The organism is Brochothrix campestris FSL F6-1037 (genome assembly GCF_000525915.1).
Lineage (GTDB): Bacteria > Bacillota > Bacilli > Lactobacillales > Listeriaceae > Brochothrix > Brochothrix campestris.
In genome coordinates this window covers 16,577-33,356 of the sequence record NZ_AODH01000041.1, presented here as the reverse complement: position 1 = coordinate 33,356, position 16,780 = coordinate 16,577, and the positions used below count along the sequence as shown (strand labels likewise).

General features: G+C 43.2%; 16 protein-coding genes. All 16 read right to left on the bottom strand.

Translation table 11 applies throughout. The features are described 5' to 3' along the window. Nucleotides 1-307: 307 nt before the first annotated feature. On the bottom strand, nt 308-1,507 hold the full coding sequence (locus BCAMP_RS09345) for an MFS transporter (protein WP_035315181.1): 1,200 nt from the start codon (nt 1,505-1,507) through the stop codon (nt 308-310). Between the two features lie 244 nt (nt 1,508-1,751). Next, nucleotides 1,752-2,363, bottom strand: coding sequence for a hypothetical protein (locus BCAMP_RS09340; protein WP_035315180.1), 612 nt, complete (start codon nt 2,361-2,363; stop codon nt 1,752-1,754). Between the two features lie 15 nt (nt 2,364-2,378). Next, a complete protein-coding gene (locus tag BCAMP_RS09335; protein WP_035315179.1) occupies nt 2,379-2,996 on the bottom strand; it encodes a hypothetical protein in 618 nt (205 codons plus the stop codon). A 34-nt stretch (nt 2,997-3,030) separates the two neighbouring features. Then, nucleotides 3,031-3,636 (bottom strand): hypothetical protein, encoded by a 606-nt coding sequence (locus BCAMP_RS09330; RefSeq protein WP_035315178.1) that lies wholly within the window; start codon nt 3,634-3,636, stop codon nt 3,031-3,033. Between the two features lie 67 nt (nt 3,637-3,703). After that, on the bottom strand, nt 3,704-4,321 hold the full coding sequence (locus BCAMP_RS09325) for a hypothetical protein (RefSeq protein ID WP_035315176.1): 618 nt from the start codon (nt 4,319-4,321) through the stop codon (nt 3,704-3,706). 113 nt (nt 4,322-4,434) lie between these two features. After that, on the bottom strand, nt 4,435-5,064 hold the full coding sequence (gene pyrE / locus BCAMP_RS09320; protein WP_035315175.1) for an orotate phosphoribosyltransferase: 630 nt from the start codon (nt 5,062-5,064) through the stop codon (nt 4,435-4,437). A gap of 2 nt (nt 5,065-5,066) precedes the next feature. Continuing rightward, complete coding sequence (gene pyrF / locus BCAMP_RS09315) at nt 5,067-5,768, bottom strand: orotidine-5'-phosphate decarboxylase (RefSeq protein ID WP_035315173.1); 702 nt, start codon at nt 5,766-5,768, stop codon at nt 5,067-5,069. After that, entirely contained in the window at nt 5,761-6,687 is a 927-nt protein-coding gene (locus BCAMP_RS09310) for a dihydroorotate dehydrogenase (protein WP_035315172.1), read from the bottom strand. The genes pyrF and BCAMP_RS09310 overlap by 8 nt, the downstream gene beginning before the upstream one ends. Then, a complete protein-coding gene (locus BCAMP_RS09305; RefSeq protein ID WP_035315170.1) occupies nt 6,684-7,448 on the bottom strand; it encodes a dihydroorotate dehydrogenase electron transfer subunit in 765 nt (254 codons plus the stop codon). Before BCAMP_RS09305 ends, BCAMP_RS09310 begins: the two co-directional genes overlap by 4 nt. Nucleotides 7,449-7,635: 187 nt before the next feature. After that, complete coding sequence (gene carB, locus BCAMP_RS09300) at nt 7,636-10,812, bottom strand: carbamoyl-phosphate synthase large subunit (protein WP_035315169.1); 3,177 nt, start codon at nt 10,810-10,812, stop codon at nt 7,636-7,638. Then, nucleotides 10,805-11,896 (bottom strand): carbamoyl phosphate synthase small subunit, encoded by a 1,092-nt coding sequence (locus BCAMP_RS09295; RefSeq protein WP_035315168.1) that lies wholly within the window; start codon nt 11,894-11,896, stop codon nt 10,805-10,807. The genes carB and BCAMP_RS09295 overlap by 8 nt, the downstream gene beginning before the upstream one ends. 13 nt (nt 11,897-11,909) lie before the next feature. Beyond that, nucleotides 11,910-13,196 carry a dihydroorotase gene (locus BCAMP_RS09290; protein ID WP_035315166.1) on the bottom strand — a complete coding sequence of 429 codons (1,287 nt, stop codon included), beginning with the start codon at nt 13,194-13,196 and terminating at the stop codon, nt 11,910-11,912. Between the two features lie 13 nt (nt 13,197-13,209). Beyond that, nucleotides 13,210-14,088, bottom strand: coding sequence for an aspartate carbamoyltransferase catalytic subunit (locus tag BCAMP_RS09285; protein ID WP_035315165.1), 879 nt, complete (start codon nt 14,086-14,088; stop codon nt 13,210-13,212). Nucleotides 14,089-14,101: 13 nt separating this feature from the next. Further along, complete coding sequence (locus BCAMP_RS09280) at nt 14,102-15,376, bottom strand: uracil-xanthine permease family protein (protein WP_035315163.1); 1,275 nt, start codon at nt 15,374-15,376, stop codon at nt 14,102-14,104. A gap of 131 nt (nt 15,377-15,507) precedes the next feature. Beyond that, nucleotides 15,508-16,062, bottom strand: coding sequence for a bifunctional pyr operon transcriptional regulator/uracil phosphoribosyltransferase PyrR (pyrR, locus tag BCAMP_RS09275; protein WP_035315161.1), 555 nt, complete (start codon nt 16,060-16,062; stop codon nt 15,508-15,510). A 231-nt stretch (nt 16,063-16,293) separates the two neighbouring features. After that, the gene (locus tag BCAMP_RS09270) at nt 16,294-16,779 is read right to left on the bottom strand and encodes a MepB family protein (RefSeq protein WP_035315159.1); all 486 of its coding nucleotides are present in this window, start codon (nt 16,777-16,779) and stop codon (nt 16,294-16,296) included. Nucleotide 16,780 lies beyond the last annotated feature (1 nt).

Genomic DNA, 16,780 nt, shown 5'->3' with positions numbered 1-16,780 from the left:
CTTGTCCAAAGGATTCAAACATGGATGAATAATTTGCCACGTCGGATTTTAGGATTTCAAACACCAAAAGAGCTATTTTTAGAAGAAATTACAAAACTTCAGCTGTTCACAAATTAAAAAGTAAACTTACTATCATGATTCGGCACGTGGTGGCTAACTTATTCTTGCAATTCATGAAATAATTTTTTTAACTATCTTATTACCTTTTACACAGCAAAAAAACAGCCCTTTCAGGCTGTTCTCATCAATCATTCATTTTTGGTCTTAACAGCGGTTACACTTTCCTTTTTTATGGTGACACATGCTGTTATTCCAACTCTGTTTGTTTCGTTTCCGTCCCTAAAAACAGCACGGCTAGTACACCAATAACAATGACACCACAAAACAAGGTGAAAATCGTGTTAATCGCGGTGCCATTTGAAAGCATCATTCCGACCATCAACGGTCCTAACACCCCTCCCAAACGGCCGACAGCAGCCGCCATACCTGTTCCAGTGCCACGAATGTTTGTGGGGTACTGTTCGGGGGAATACGCGTATAAGGCGCCCCAAGCCCCTAAATTAAAGAACGATAAAAACATCCCTGAAACGAGCAACATTGCGGTTGTATCCGCATTACCAAACACAAAGGCAGAAACAGCGGTACCACTTAAATAAGCGACAAGGACGAATTTACGGCCCGCACGCTCAATTAACCAGGCAGCTGTAAAATAACCTGGCAGTTGTGCTAATGTCATAATCAGCACATACTCAAAACTTTTGATCATACTAAAGCCCTTCATTGTCATCACAGAAGGCAGCCATAAAAACATGCCATAATAGGATAAAACAACCGTGAACCAAACAATCCATAACATCAATGTTCGTTTAGCATATTGTTTTGACCAAACAGACGCGATTTTTTGTGACATCCGCAACGTATCCTTTTGTTGGGCTGTGAAACGCGGCGAATCGGGCATATGTATTCGAATATAGATGGCATAAAGCGCTGGCAACGCCGTCAGTAACAAGGCGATTCGCCAGCCATAATGTGGAATAATAAAGTAAGAAATTAAAGCGGCAATCAGCCAACCACCTGCCCAAAAACTCTCGAGTAACACGACGATTCGGCCACGTTCATGGGCAGCGACGCTTTCTGATACAAGTGTTGATGCGACAGGCAATTCGCCACCTAAACCCATCCCCGCAATAAAACGAAGCACCATAAAAGTGGCGAGTGAGGTCGTAAACGCCGATAAGCCATTGGCGACTGAAAAGACAATCAATGTTAGCATGAAGATATTTTTGCGGCCAACCTTGTCAGCATAAATACCAAAAACAAATGCACCAACAGCCATTCCGATTGAATTGACACTGCCAATCCAGCCCATTTCAGTCGGGGTTAACTGCCATTCGACCGCTAATGCAGCGATTACAAATGATAGTATCCCGACATCCATTGCATCAAACAACCAACCAAATCCTGCTACACCTAACAATTTTTTTCGTGAGATCTCTTTTTGTTCCATCAAAAGCCTCCCTTAGTACGATATTGTTTAAATATATCTAAAGTTTCTTATTTATACAAGCTTTTATTAACGGATGAACCACTAAAAAAAGCGCCACCTTATTGATGGCACTCCAGATTGTAGACAAAGTCCAAACAGACTTCAGTGTCTTTCGACTCTATGACTGTCACTTTGTTTGCGAAATAATATGACTGAATAGATAGGTTGTTCTATCGTCGCGTTTAATCGACCAGAAGCTTTCATTTTATTGTTCTAATCGGACGGACATCAAATAAACCATGTCAAACTGATTGATAAAGTCCGCATCTTTTTCAGCTCGTAAATAGTTTTTAAAAGAGACGGAATTATCACTAGCGGCTTCATTTTTACCAAACCCAACGAAACCAATGGTGTTGTCCTTCGTTAAATCACTACTTCCGATAAAGACCGAACCATTTTTGATGGTCTCTTGCTTACTCTGACGACTAAAAGAGTAAGCGGTACTGCTTGTTGCTCCTTTGCTTAATGACTTGATGCTCACCTTACCTGCATCTTCATCATTGATAAAGAAACTAACAAACCCCTTTACATCATTGTTTGCCAGTTTCAGCTCAGCTGTTTCGACCAGTTCACCTTTTTTATACTGTGTAATTGTATAGATGAATGCTTTGTTTTTATCTGTGGGACTCAGTTGAAACTTAAATGGATTATAGGCAGTCGCTTCCAATTCATCTGCTAAATCCTCAATTTGATTCGTCTCATCGGCACTGCTTATTTTCGTTGTTTGTGGGGTTCTCAACCCCAAATACAACGCAAGGCAGATTCCGAGCACGATAGCAAAACTGATGATGATAAACAGTCCTCTTTTTTTACTCATCTTATGACACTCCTTTTAGTTTAGTTCTGGCAGTTGAATCAATTGTGCCGATACGACAAGCAACCCGCTTAAGTTGGCTAGACGCTGATCGCCTTTTTTAGTCAAGCTCGCAATGGCCTCTCGTTGTTCCGCTGTCACCGGTTGTTCTGCGCTTGCTTCAGCATAAGAAGCAATAGCAGTCGGTTTCGTCGTAGAAAAAACCGTTTTTTTCGTTAAAAGCGACTCATTCATTGTCAGCTGTGCTTGCGGTCGTTGCCATTTAATTGGAGCTGTATGGGCGGCAAGGCTGCCGGATTTCAATGTCAATTCAATCGTGTCATCCAACTGTTTGAGACTAAGTTCAAACGCTCCGCTTTTTGTCAGACCCGCTTGAATTGGAGCGTACGTATCGATGTATTTCCCATCCTCATAACGTGCCATCGTCAGTTTAACACCAGGTGACTTTTTTTCAGCTTGCTTACTCAAAGAAAAATGATAATGCTGTTGCAAGACTAAACCTGCAGCAACCATATCATCTGCCAAAGGTTGGGCTGTTAGCGTCGATGTTGTCGGTTTTTGCACAAAAATGACACTAACACTCAGACATGCAACAAGAAAAATACACACTAATAAACTTATTTGTCGTTTAGTCATTGTCTCGTCCCCCTGTTCAAATCGGAGCGTATAGTTATTTAGCGACTAACTTTACAGAAAACACATACAGATAGTCAAAGGCTGCGAGCTGTTTATTATTAGCTGCAGTCGCTTGTTCAATCGCATCTTTATCAGCTGTAGTCGCCGTAAGGTTTGTTTTAAACGCTTCGCCATAAAAGGCAATCGGTTGGTAATCACTGAACGATAATGGTGTTTTTTTCTCAGCGAGAAGCGTCATGCCCGTTGCACTCGCAATCGGTTGGTCATGCGTAATTTTGGACCATTCGACCTTTGTTTTACCGTCACTCATCATCGGATAGATTATTTGATTATCTGTCACGACACTCAAGGTGAATTTACCGGCCTTTTTAATCGGTAAGTATTGTACATCGCTTTCTCCGATATACCTGCCCGCTTCATAATAGGACATTTTGACAGCGACTTGATTGGCTTTCTTTTTATCAGTGGGCTTCAATTGATAATGATAGCCTGTTGCTAACGCCATCTTCGTTTTAAACTTTTCAGTTAATGGTTGATCCTCAATGTATGATTCTTTCGTTGGCGTGAAATAATTAAAATACACACTCACACCTAGCACGATAATTAGTGTCCCTAAAATCCACTTCGTTCTGTTACGCATGTCATCCTCACCCATCTGTTAGTTTGTTTGTCTGTTTGTGCGTTTCTTAGTCCCCTATACGCTAGTGTTAGTTAAACTTGAATTGTGCCGTAAAAATGTATAAATCATCGTAAGCCGCTAACGCTTTAATCGTTGCCTTTTCCTGATTGTACTTTCCAATTAAAGCGGCATCTTCTTTGAGTGATAACACGCGTTTATTATCGTCTTGTTTATAAGCATAGCCAATCACTGGTTTTTCACTAATATTTACTTTCTTTTTTAACGTCCCATCGGTGATGAATTGGTCTTTTTCAGCCAGTTTAACAGCTGGTGTTGGCCATTTGGTGATGGTTGCATTGTTGACTAAACTCAGTTCGTAAGCGGTCGTCGCAAGGTTCGCTTGATCATATAAAAATGAAATCATCAAATCCCCTTTTTTTTCATTTAGCCCGGTCTGTAACGCAACTGGTTTGGCCACCTGCTTGCCTTTTTTGTAATGGTGTAAGGTTACCACCAATGTTTTTTCGGCATCTGCTTTGGCGAGACGATAATCAGCACCAATTAAATGCGTCACACCCTTCCATTCATCCGCTCCGACAAGATCATTACTCTTAATCGTGCTCTCGGTCGGTGCTTTAAAAAAGAGCCAAATGCCCCCTACAATAAAAAAAAGTAAAACAACTGCAATTATACTGTTACGTTTCATCTTCCCACCCTCTCATACCCTTTATTTTAACATAGAAAGCGCTTTAATATTATAGACAAAAAGTAACAAATAAAAAGCGGCTATCCCTTGGATAACCGCTCCATTTTAATTTTTTAGCTCAACCACTTTTCTGGATCTTTATTCCACTCACGTAAAGTTGCCAAGTCTTCTGCTTGAACAACACCTTCTGCCGCAGCAACTTCAAGTAAAGTCGAATAGTTAGTTAACGTTAGCAGCGGGATGTTCGCCGCACTTAAATTACGACCCGCAACTGCGAGTTCGTATGTGAAGATAGCTGCTATTGCCACTACTTCTGAACCTGCTTCTTCAACCGCTCTAGCAGCTTTTAAACACGAACCTGCTGTTGAGATTAAATCTTCAATCATCACGACTTTTTTACCGGGAGCTAAGGGACCTTCGATTTGTTTCCCTTTGCCGTGATTCTTCGGTTCAGAACGGACATAAATCATTGGTAAATCTAATTCTTCAGCAATAAAAGCAGCATGGGGAATCCCCGCAGTTGCTGTGCCTGCAATCACATCGACATCAGGGAAAGCTGCCTTAATTTTAGCAGCTAAACCTTTTGCAATATCACGACGAACCGCTGGAAAACCAAGTGTCATTCGGTTGTCACAATAGATTGGTGATTTAATGCCTGATGCCCACGTGAATGGTTCTGTCGGTTTTAAGAAAACCGCCTCGATATCTAATAAATGTTTCGCAATTTGTTTGTCAATTGTCATCGTTAAACACTCCATTCCGTTAAAATTTGGTGATAAGCTGATAGAGGATCGGGTGCCGTAGTAATTGGACGACCAACCACAATATGAGTTGAACCGTTCGCACGGGCCTGTTGTGGTGTCATAATTCGACGTTGGTCACCAGCGGCAAAATGGGCCGGACGTATCCCCGGTGTCACACGTAAAAAGTTGCTCTTAGTTGCTTCACCAATCGCACGAGCTTCATGCGCCGAGCAGACGACACCGTCTAATCCAGCTGCAAACGTTGAGCTCGCATAATGTACAACTGATTCCAACAAAGGTACACGCAGCAATTGATCTCGTTGCATTTCTGCTTCAGATGTTGATGTCAGTTGGGTTACCGCAATCAGTTGTGGCTGATGCCCCGCTGCCGACCCTTGGATTAAACCTTCTTTGGCTGCTGCCATCATCCGCTGACCTCCGGCCGCATGAACATTGACCATATCGACACCTGAACGTGCTAAGTTTGCCATTGCTCGTTGCACTGTATTCGGAATATCGTGGCATTTCAAGTCCAGAAAAACGTCATGTCCCTGTGCTTTAATCGCTTCAATCAGACCTGCACCTTCGGCATAGAAAAGTTCCATACCGACTTTCACGAATAATTTCTCTTGGTTAAATTGTTCTAAAAAAGCAAGCGTATCCTGGCGCGACGAAAAATCGAGCGCGATAATTGGTTTAGACATGTCGTGCCTCCTTCACTTCGGCAATCAATTGTTCAATTGATGCAATATTGTATTTCGCTAAAGCAGCTGGTAATTGTTCGATTAACTGTGGACAAATAAAGGGATTCGTAAAGTTTTCCGTTCCAATTGCGACAGCTGATGCCCCCGCCATAATGAATTCAAGCACATCTTCAACTGTACGAATACCGCCCATTCCGATAATCGGAATATCGACGACAGCACTGACCTGTTTAATCATACGGATGGCAACTGGCTTAATCGCCGGTCCACTCAAACCACCTGTTTGATTTGCAATTACCGGTTGACGTGTTTTAAGGTCTAATCGCATCCCCAGCAATGTATTAATCATCGTTAAACCATCCGCCCCACCCTCTGCCATTGCTTGTGCAATTGGCACAATATCAGTGACATTTGGACTCATCTTCACATAAATTGGTACAGCAGAGACAGCTTTCACTGCTTTCGTTAAACGATAAGCAGTTTCTGGGTCAGTCCCAAAAGCAATCCCTCCATGTTTCACATTCGGACAACTGACATTTAATTCAATCGCCTTCACGTTCGGTGCCTGTGAGATCGCAGCACACACTTTAATGTAATCTTCTTCAGTCGAACCGGCCACGTTGGCAATAATCGGCGTGTCACACACGCTTGCTAACCAAGGCAGTTCTGCTTGCATCACCTTTTGCAGTCCGGGATTTTGCAACCCAATCGCATTCAGCATACCGCTTGGTGTTTCGGCAATCCGGGGTGTTGGATTACCGTAACGCGGTTCAGGTGTAGTCGCTTTAATCATCATCGATCCTAATAAGTTAAGGTCAAAAAACTGAGCGTATTCACGGCCAAAACCGAAGCAACCAGACGCGGGCATAATTGGATTTTTCAGCTCTAAACCGGGTAAGGAAACACTTAATTGACTCATAGTTCAACCTCCCCTGTTTTGAAAACCGGACCATCGACGCAAATCTTTTTCGATTCATTACGATCACCGTCTGCTTTATGACACACACAGGCATAACAAGCCCCAATCCCACATGCCATGCGTTCTTCTAATGAAATAAAAGCCCGTTTTGTTAACAGACGATCATTTAAAACACGCAACATTGGCGTTGGCCCACAGGAGTAATATGTATCTGCTTCAGGAATGTCATCCATAATTGTTGTGACAAATCCTTTTGTGCCGTGTGAGCCATCAGCTGTTGCTACATGAACATCACCAAGGGCTGCAAATTTTTCTTCGTAAAAAACAGCGTCTTCGGAATTGAACCCGAGTACAGTCACCACTTCAGCACCTTTGGCTTTTAATTCACATGCCACTTCATACAATGGTGGCACACCAATCCCGCCACCAATTAGCATCGCTGTTTCCCCAGCCAATGTTTCTTCGACCGGAAAACCTTTACCTAACGGTCCGATAACATCGAGTAAGTCACCTACTTTTACATCAGCAAACGTTTGTGTTCCTTCACCATCGACGCGATAAATAATTGTACATTGACGCTGCGCTTTGTCGATTTTAGCAACACTGATGGGACGGCGTAACAATAGATCTGAACGTGTCGGTTTAATATTAATAAACTGCCCCGCTTCCATCTCGGTTACCATCTCACCTGCTAAAATAAGCTCGTAAACGCGCTCGGCGATTTCTTTTTGCTGAATGACGGTCATTTGTTCAATTCTCATTTTTACACCCCTTTAAACTTAATGTGGAATCAACCGTTTAGAACTGCAGAAATTGGAACATCCGAGTGTGCCGATTATTTCCCATCGGCAAGCGAGGAAGTGAAATTTCCGAAGTTCTGGTTGACGCAACTGGAAAAATCTTAATGTGGAATCAACCTGATAGAAGCAACTAACGATTCAAATCCGCTTACATCTCAGTTACTGAGAACGAACGTGATTCCATTACTTGTAAAATCGCATCAGCTGTATCGAATGATGTGAAGATCGGCACACCATTTTCAACTGATTCACGGCGGATTTGAAACCCATCGCGTTGCGGCTCTTTACCGCGTGTTAATGTATTGATGACAGCCTGTACTTTGCCACCGCGGATCCAATCGATTAACGTTTCACCGTCTTCACCAATTTTATTCACTTCTTTAACAGCAATGTTCATGTCGCGTAAGAACGAGGCCGTTCCTTTTGTTGCCACAATGCCGTATCCAATCGCCGAGAAACGTTTCACTAATGCAGCCGCTTCTTCTTTATCGCGATCGTTTACAGTCACTAACACCGTCCCGAATTCTTTCATTTTTAAGCCCGATGCTGCAAAACCTTTGTAAAGTGCTTTTTCTAACGTCGTATCTTTACCCATGACTTCACCAGTTGATTTCATTTCAGGTCCGAGTGAGGTATCTACTGAACGAAGTTTCGCGAATGAAAACACCGGTAATTTCACAAATACGTTTGGTTTCTCAGGCGCTAAACCATTTTGGTAACCTTGACTCTGGAGTGATTGTCCTAAAATAACCTTCGTTGCGACGTTTGCCATCGGAATGTCGGTAATCTTGCTCAGGAACGGTGCTGTTCGACTTGCACGCGGATTGACTTCAATCACAAACACTTCGTCTTTCGAGATAACATATTGAATGTTCATCATCCCGCGAATGTTTAACCCATGTGCTAGGCGTGTTGTGTAATCGACAATCGTATCTTTATGTGCTTGTGATAAGCGTTGTGGTGGATAAACGGCAATCGAGTCACCTGAATGGACGCCGGCACGTTCAATGTGTTCCATAATACCAGGAATGAGCACGTCTGTTCCATCACAAATCGCGTCTACTTCAACCTCTTGACCGACTAAGTAACGATCGACCAAAACGGGATGTTTCGGATTAACCTTCACCGCATTTGTCATGTACTGATGTAGTTCTTCTTGTGATTCAACGATTTCCATCGCACGACCCCCAAGGACATACGAAGGACGTACTAAGACTGGATAGCCGATTTGCGTTGCAATCGTAATCGCTTCTGTTACGGATGTTGCAGTGCGTCCTGCTGGCATCGGAATGTTCAAACTTGTTAGTTTTTGCTCAAAACGGTCACGGTTTTCAGCCAAGTCAATGCTGTCTAACGATGTTCCGATGATGTTTACGCCACGTGCTTCTAATCCTTCTGCTAAGTTAATCGCTGTTTGTCCACCGAATTGAACGACCACGCCTTTCGGTTGCTCTAAATCGATAATGTGCATGACATCCTCAACTGTTAATGGTTCAAAGTAGAGTTTATCTGAAATACTGAAGTCAGTTGAGACTGTTTCAGGGTTACTGTTGATAATAATCGCTTCATAGCCTGCTTGTTGAATCGCCCACACTGAATGCACTGTTGCGTAGTCAAATTCTACCCCTTGTCCGATTCGAATCGGGCCTGATCCTAACACTATCACAGATTCTTTATCCGACTTCACTGATTCTGTTTCATACTCGTATGCGCTGTAGAAATACGGTGTGCGCGATTCAAACTCAGCAGCACAGGTATCAACCATTTTAAAGACTGGCATGAGGTTATTTGCGCGTCTTAAGTCGTAAACTGCCACTTCTTCCCAATCCCAGATTTTAGCAATTTGTTCATCACCAAATCCGAGGTTTTTAGCCGCTTCTAACGTATCAATGTCACCGATGCTGGCTGCTAGTTCATGTTCGAATTGAACAATTTTGTTGAACTTATAAAGGAAGAACAAATCGATTTTAGTCATCTCATGTAAGGTCTCAATCGTATAACCACGACGCATTGCTTCTGTTAAATAATACAGACGATTATCATTTGCAACACGGATGTTTTGTTCAAGTGTTGCTGTATCTGCTTTTTCAGCATCATCCGTATGTAAATAGGTCGTGCCGTTTTCCATCGAACGAACAGCCTTCATCATCGACTCTTCAAACGTTCGACCAATTGCCATCACTTCACCGGTTGCTTTCATCTGCGTACCAAGCTCACGGTTAGCTGATTCAAACTTATCAAATGGGAAACGGGCAATCTTGGAAACAACATAATCAAGTGTTGGTTCAAAAGCCGCGTAAGTTGTTCCTGTCACAGGGTTTTTCATTTCACTCAGCGTTAGACCAACAGCAATTTTCGCTGCTAATTTAGCAATCGGATAACCGGTTGCTTTTGAAGCAAGTGCTGACGAACGAGATACCCGTGGGTTAACTTCGATGATGTAGTAGTTGTAACTGTCTGGGTCTAACGCTAACTGAACATTACAGCCACCTTCGATCCCGAGGGCACGAATGATTTTAAGTGACGCATCACGTAACATTTGATATTCGCGATCAGAGAGTGTTTGACTTGGTGCCACAACGATGGAGTCACCTGTATGAACGCCGACAGGGTCAATGTTTTCCATGTTACAGACAACAATCGCATCATCGGTTGAATCGCGCATCACCTCATACTCGACTTCTTTATAGCCGGCAATCGAGCGTTCTAGCAAACATTGCGTCACAGGACTTAATTTCAAACCCCCTTCAACAATTTCAATCAATTCGGCTTCATTGGCACAAATCCCACCACCCGTACCACCTAATGTATAAGCTGGACGTACAATAAGTGGATAACCAATCTCGTTGGCAAAGGCAACCGCTTCAGCCACTGTGTGAATAATGTCACTGTCTGGTACCGGTTCGTTGAGGTCGTTCATTAGCGTACGGAATTCTTCACGATCCTCTGCTTTTTGAATCGCATCTAATTTTGTCCCTAACACTTCAACGTTACATTCGTCTAACACACCAGCCTCATGTAAGCTCATCGCCATATTTAAACCCGTTTGACCACCTAAAGTAGGTAAAATGGCATCTGGACGTTCTTTTCGAATGATCCGTGAAACGAATTCAAGTGAAATTGGTTCGATGTAGACCTTATCGGCAATTTCCTTATCCGTCATAATCGTTGCTGGATTGGAGTTAATTAAAACGACGCTGTACCCTTCTTCTTTTAATGCTAGACACGCTTGCGTGCCTGCATAGTCAAATTCAGCTGCTTGCCCAATAATAATCGGACCTGAACCAATCACCAAAATTTTATTTATGTCTGTACGTTTAGGCATGCTCATTTCCCCCTTTTGCTGTATCCATCAATTGCATGAAACGGTCGAATAAGTAGTTCGCGTCACTTGGTCCTGGTGCTGACTCAGGATGGTACTGCACTGAGAACACCGGTGCTGTTTTATGTTTTAAGCCTTCGTTCGTACCATCATTTAATTCACGATGCGTTACGACGAGGTCTGTGCCTGCTAGCGAATTTTCATCAACTGCAAAACCGTGGTTTTGTGACGTGAAGTCAACGCGTCCTGTGGCCACATCTTGGACCGGATGATTGGCACCACGATGGCCGAATTTCATTTTATACGTTTTCGCACCATTTGCGAGTGCAATGAGTTGGTGTCCTAAGCAAATACCAAAGATGGGAATGTCACCTTGGATGTCGCGAATCATTTCAAGTGCGTCAGGAACGTCGGTTGGGTTCCCTGGCCCATTTGATAACATCACACCATCAGGATGGAGGCGACGAATTTGATCTGCCGTCGTGTTATACGGCATAATAATGACATCACATTGACGTGCATTTAACTCACGTAAGATGCTGTGTTTCATGCCGAAGTCAATCAACACAACGCGGCGACCACTTCCTGGGCTCGGATAAGCTTTTGTTGGTGATACTTGACGGATTTGATCGGTTGGCAGTTTCGATGCCTTTGCACGGTTAACCATTTCTTCAACCGATTGATCACTGTTGGCGATTACCCCTTTAAGAGTCCCGTGCTCACGAATCAAGCGTGTTAAAAAGCGTGTATCAATTCCACTAATTCCCGGAATATCTTTTGCTTTTAAGAACGTATCCAATGTTTCTTGGTTACGCCAGTTCGATGCAAATTCGGCTGCTTCTTTCACAATCACGCCTTTTACGACTGGTTCAATTGATTCAAAATCGTCACGGTTGATCCCATAATTCCCGATTAAAGGATACGTAAAGGTAATAATTTGACCTGAGTACGACGGGTCAGTAATTGTTTCTTGATAGCCTGTCATTCCTGTGTTAAAAACAACTTCACCGAAGGCGTCCTTCATGCTACCAAACGCGCGACCTTTTAAAACGGTACCATCTTCTAATACGAGCATACGATTTTTCATCTCTTGTTCCCCCTTAGTTTTCTTGCCAAACGGTCTTGCCGTTATAAAGTGTGCGAACCGGCCAACCGTAACAGGTTTGTCCGGTGTACGGTGTGTTTTTACCGAGTGATAAAAAGGCGGTCGCATCGATTGTTTTTTGTTTGTTTAAGTCGATTAAAACGATGTCGGCTGAGGCACCAACTGCCAGCGTGCCATATGGCAGACTAAACGTGTCAGCAACAGCCTGACTCATCCAATCGAGTAACTGCTTAAGTGTGAAAATCTTCGTTTTAACAAAGTGTGTATACAGTTGTGCAAAGGCGGTTTCACTGCCAACGATACCGAAGGCTGAATCTTCCATCTTGCCACATTTTTCATGTTCACAATGCGGGGCATGATCGGTTGAAATGCAATCAATTGTACCATCCATTAAGCCAGTGATTAACGCTTGGCGATCACGGGTCGCACGTAGTGGTGGGTTCATCTTCCAGTTGCCCGTGTTGGCAGTAATATCATTTTCGTCACTGATGAGATGATGTGGACACACCTCGCAAGTGACATGAATGCCAGCTGCTTTTGCATCACGAATGACTCGCACAGATTCGACTGTTGACACATGACACACATGATAATGCGCGCCTGTCGCTTCAGCCAGCAACACATCGCGAGCGATTTGCACCGATTCACAGACGCTTGGTATCCCTTTAACACCTAATTGTGCCGCGCGACGACCGTCATGCATTGATCCACCTAAAATGAGTGAATTATCTTCACAATGTGCCACAATCGCTTTATTGACACGGGCGGCCTCTGCCATTGCCTGATACATTGTTCCTGCCGACTGAACACCGACACCGTCGTCACTAAAGGCGAAGATGTCACTGGCTACGAGTTCATCGAAGTCGACTAATTGTTCAACCGATGCATTGGCGTCTAATGCCTTCGTAATCGCGGCGTACGGCAGCACCCTAATGTGTGAATCTTCTGAAATCAACTGATGCAACGCCTCTAAACGAGCGGCTGAATCCGGTACTGGATTGGTGTTAGGCATTGCACAGATTGTTGTAAAACCACCATGCGCTGCCGCCATCGTTCCTGACGAAATCGTTTCTTTTTGTTCGAACCCTGGTTCACGTAAGTGCATATGCACATCGATAAAACCAGGAGCGACGATTAAGTCGGTTGCATCAATGACTTCTTCACCTGCGATTGGCTTTACCTCAGCTCCGATTTCACTAATTTTGCCGTCTACGAGCCTAATATTCAAGCGGGTTGGTTCATTAAATTCATTGACGATATATCCGTTTACAATAACTGTCATGAAAAGGCCTCCTCTATTGTGTAATTGCTTCTAAAATTGCCATCCGTGCATACACGCCATTTTGCATTTGTGTCACAATCCGTGAGCGTTTGCTTTCTACTAACTCATCTGCGATTTCCACCCCACGATTGACAGGACTAGGATGCATAATAATCGCAGTCGCTTTCATTTGCTGTGCACGTTCGTTCGTAAGACCAAATTGTGCATGATAGTCTGTCTTTGTATCATCATTATTATTCTGATGACGTTCATGTTGCACACGTAGTAACATCACCACGTCCATCTCAGCAATCGCCTCATCAATTTCGCAGTATGAACCGTAAGTGTTAAACGACTCATCATAAAGTGCCGCTGGCCCACTAAAAAATAACTCAGCGCCTAATTGCTGTAACACATAAGCATTTGAACGAGCGACCCGGCTATGAGCTAAATCACCGCTAATGAGAATTTTCAAGCCAGCAATCGTGCCAAATTCTTCACGAATCGTCATTACATCAAGCAATGACTGTGATGGATGATGGCCACTGCCATCACCGCCGTTAATAATACTCATCTTCAGTTTATCAACCAACGGTTCGTAATAATTATTTTCACTGTGACGGATGACCACTGCTTCAACCCCAATAGCCTCAAGTGTTAACAAGGTGTCGTATAAGGTTTCACCCTTACTAATACTCGATTGTGAGGCATCAAAGGGAAGCACTTGCATCCCCAAGCGACGCTGTGCTACCTCGAAACTTAAATGTGTTCGTGTTGAATTTTCAAAAAAGAGATTGGCAATAAACCGTGGTTGCGGCTTTACAACCTCACCTTGCTTAAAGGCAAGCGCACGATCGAGTAACTGATGAATGTCATTGACACTTAACTGTTCAATTGCAACAAAATGTTTCATCTAACACACCCCTTTACGCTTCTTTGTTTGATTGTGGGATAATTAAGTTGATTAAAATACCGACGATGGCAGCCAATGACATCCCTTCCAGTTTAAGGTCTGAGCCTGCAAAGCTGATCATCACTCCACCGATACCAATGACTAATATTACTGAGGCAATCACGAGGTTGCGGTTATCGTCAAAGTCGATTTTATTATCGACTAATATTTTCATGCCATTAGCGGCGATAACACCGAACAGTAAGAACGATACCCCACCTAAGACTGACGCTGGAATAGAGTTAATAAAGGCACTTACGTAACCGATAAAGCCGAACAAGACAGCGAAGATTCCCGCACCTGCAATGACGTAAATACTGTACACCCGTGTAATTGCTAATACGCCTAAGTTTTCACCGTATGACGTTACCGGTGGTCCACCGATGAATGAAGCAATGACTGAAGCCATTCCGTCACCTAATAATGATTTATGTAAGCCTGGATCTTCGAAGAAGTTACGGTTCGTAATTTTATTAAGCACGAATTGATGACCCATATGTTCTGCCATTGTGACAAACGCGAGTGGCGCCATCAAGAGAATGACAGTTGGGTTGAAAATGGGTGTATCTGTAATGAATGGGAATGAAAAGTTTGGCACTGAGAACAATGAGGCATTGGCAACCGGCCCGAAATCAACGACACCAACACACACACTCACGATGTATCCGACAATAATACCGACTAAAATCGGGATAAGGCTTAAGATACCCTTAAAGAACATCATTGTGAAAATAGTGACTATTAAGGTAATACCAGCAATCATCAAACTTTGAACGCTGTAGTTTTCAACACCACCTGAGGTGTTCATTGCCATGCCTGCTGCTGTTGGCGCTAAACTTAAACCGATAACCATGATTACTGGTCCAACGACGATTGGTGGTAACACACGGTTCATCCAACCAATCCCGAACTTATAAACAATCAGCGAGATAATGGCATAGACGATTCCGACTGATAAGGTACCAACCATGATACCACCGTGTCCAAACTGCGAACCAATTACCTGTAAAGAGGCGATAAAGGTGAACGATGAGCCGAGATAGGCAGGTATTTTACCGCGGGTAATGAGGATGTAGGCCAATGAACCAAGACCACTTGAGACAAGGGCAACACCTGGGTCCATCCCTACAAGACGTGGTACAAGGACGGTTGAACCGAACATTGCGAATAAGTGCTGAATACTTAAAATTAACCATTGTGGGATTGTTGGTTTTTCGTGGATATCTAATACTGTTTTTCTAACTGTCATTTTATTTGCTCCTTTTTGTGTAAAAAAATAACTCTTATGAGAGGTCATAAGAGTTCACAGCAGCATAAGGTACAGATGTTCCTTGCTGGAGAACTCCTTCTTAGCCTCTCTGGACTAAATTAAAAGAGTTGTTATTGGGTTTTATCGATCAAGACTTCATCTTGTTCGAGTTTATCATATTCAAGTAAATGCACGTGCACACTTTCACTTTGCGCTGTCGGAATATTTTTACCGACATAATCAGCCCGAATTGGCAATTCACGATGACCACGGTCGACGAGAACAGCTAATTGAATTTGAGCGGGACGACCGACATCCATAATGGCATCCATCGCTGAACGAACCGTCCGACCAGTAAACAAGACGTCGTCAACGAGGACCACGGTTTTGCCATCGATTGAAAAAGGAATCGAATGTCCGTTATACGATGGTTGGATTTCTAGCGATGACGATTTATGGACGTCGTCACGGTACAAGGTAATATCGACATCACCAACGGGAACTTCGATGCCTTCGATTTGTTGCAAACGATTGGCAAAGCGTTGTGCTAAGAAAATACCTCGCGTTTTAATACCAATTAAGACGATATTTTCAATCCCCTTGTTTTTTTCGATAATTTCATACGTTAAACGAGTGATGGCACGGTGCATTGCTTGCTGGTCCATAATTTCAACAGTTTTCGACATTTTTTCACCTCTTTTAGTTGTAACCTTGCACGAAAAAAAAACGCCTATGCGAGGGCATAAGCGTTTTTAACAGTAGCCAAACTACTGTTCTACAAAGGTAGTTTTACCCCTGTATACGATTCAATGCCTTCTTAGTCTCTCTGGACTAGGTTAAAGGTTATTTAAGTTATTTACATCATAACGCAGTTAGGTTAAACGTCAAGAGCTTTTTATGATTAACTTGCTTATTGATTAATCTTTTCGATATAACTTACGAAGGTTTTCAAGCGCACCTAATTTTGTTAGATCAACAAAATACGGGAGCTGCCACGTCTGTGTGCTCGTTGCTGTCTTATTCAAGACCTTCTCCCATTGAGGATACACACGCATCGCCATCTTTCCCGCTTGCTTGGCATCGCGTAACACACCGTGAGTATGTAACACTTCCTTCGGGAAAACAAACTGCCCTTGCCGCTCGCCATCACTGATGACAACAACCAACTTCGCTGGGCTATCTGCTACGTGATAGGCTTGATTACGGAACTGCTCATCCTTTTGCCAAAATGCGACAAAATAACCGGCCTTTTTAGGCGTTCGCTTCGCCCGTCGTACTCGAAAAACAGACGAATCATACTGGAATACTGCCCCATCGTATGCTGCATTTTGCGGTTCTGCTTGCCATGAATGTGCCTCATTATTGATGAGGCCACATATTTGCGCTTGTGCTGTTGTTATCATC

Excerpts from the sequence above, each read along its gene's own strand:
- BCAMP_RS09345 (WP_035315181.1), bottom strand. The coding sequence starts at position 1,507 with ATGGAACAAAAAGAGATCTCACGAAAAAAATTGTTAGGTGTAGCAGGA.
- BCAMP_RS09340 (WP_035315180.1), bottom strand. The coding sequence starts at position 2,363 with ATGAGTAAAAAAAGAGGACTGTTTATCATCATCAGTTTTGCTATCGTG.
- BCAMP_RS09335 (WP_035315179.1), bottom strand. The coding sequence starts at position 2,996 with ATGACTAAACGACAAATAAGTTTATTAGTGTGTATTTTTCTTGTTGCA.
- BCAMP_RS09330 (WP_035315178.1), bottom strand. The coding sequence starts at position 3,636 with ATGCGTAACAGAACGAAGTGGATTTTAGGGACACTAATTATCGTGCTA.
- BCAMP_RS09325 (WP_035315176.1), bottom strand. The coding sequence starts at position 4,321 with ATGAAACGTAACAGTATAATTGCAGTTGTTTTACTTTTTTTTATTGTA.
- pyrE (WP_035315175.1), bottom strand. The coding sequence starts at position 5,064 with ATGACAATTGACAAACAAATTGCGAAACATTTATTAGATATCGAGGCG.
- pyrF (WP_035315173.1), bottom strand. The coding sequence starts at position 5,768 with ATGTCTAAACCAATTATCGCGCTCGATTTTTCGTCGCGCCAGGATACG.
- BCAMP_RS09310 (WP_035315172.1), bottom strand. The coding sequence starts at position 6,687 with ATGAGTCAATTAAGTGTTTCCTTACCCGGTTTAGAGCTGAAAAATCCA.
- BCAMP_RS09305 (WP_035315170.1), bottom strand. The coding sequence starts at position 7,448 with ATGAGAATTGAACAAATGACCGTCATTCAGCAAAAAGAAATCGCCGAG.
- carB (WP_035315169.1), bottom strand. The coding sequence starts at position 10,812 with ATGCCTAAACGTACAGACATAAATAAAATTTTGGTGATTGGTTCAGGT.
- BCAMP_RS09295 (WP_035315168.1), bottom strand. The coding sequence starts at position 11,896 with ATGAAAAATCGTATGCTCGTATTAGAAGATGGTACCGTTTTAAAAGGT.
- BCAMP_RS09290 (WP_035315166.1), bottom strand. The coding sequence starts at position 13,196 with ATGACAGTTATTGTAAACGGATATATCGTCAATGAATTTAATGAACCA.
- BCAMP_RS09285 (WP_035315165.1), bottom strand. The coding sequence starts at position 14,088 with ATGAAACATTTTGTTGCAATTGAACAGTTAAGTGTCAATGACATTCAT.
- BCAMP_RS09280 (WP_035315163.1), bottom strand. The coding sequence starts at position 15,376 with ATGACAGTTAGAAAAACAGTATTAGATATCCACGAAAAACCAACAATC.
- pyrR (WP_035315161.1), bottom strand. The coding sequence starts at position 16,062 with ATGTCGAAAACTGTTGAAATTATGGACCAGCAAGCAATGCACCGTGCC.
- BCAMP_RS09270 (WP_035315159.1), bottom strand. The coding sequence starts at position 16,779 with ATGATAACAACAGCACAAGCGCAAATATGTGGCCTCATCAATAATGAG.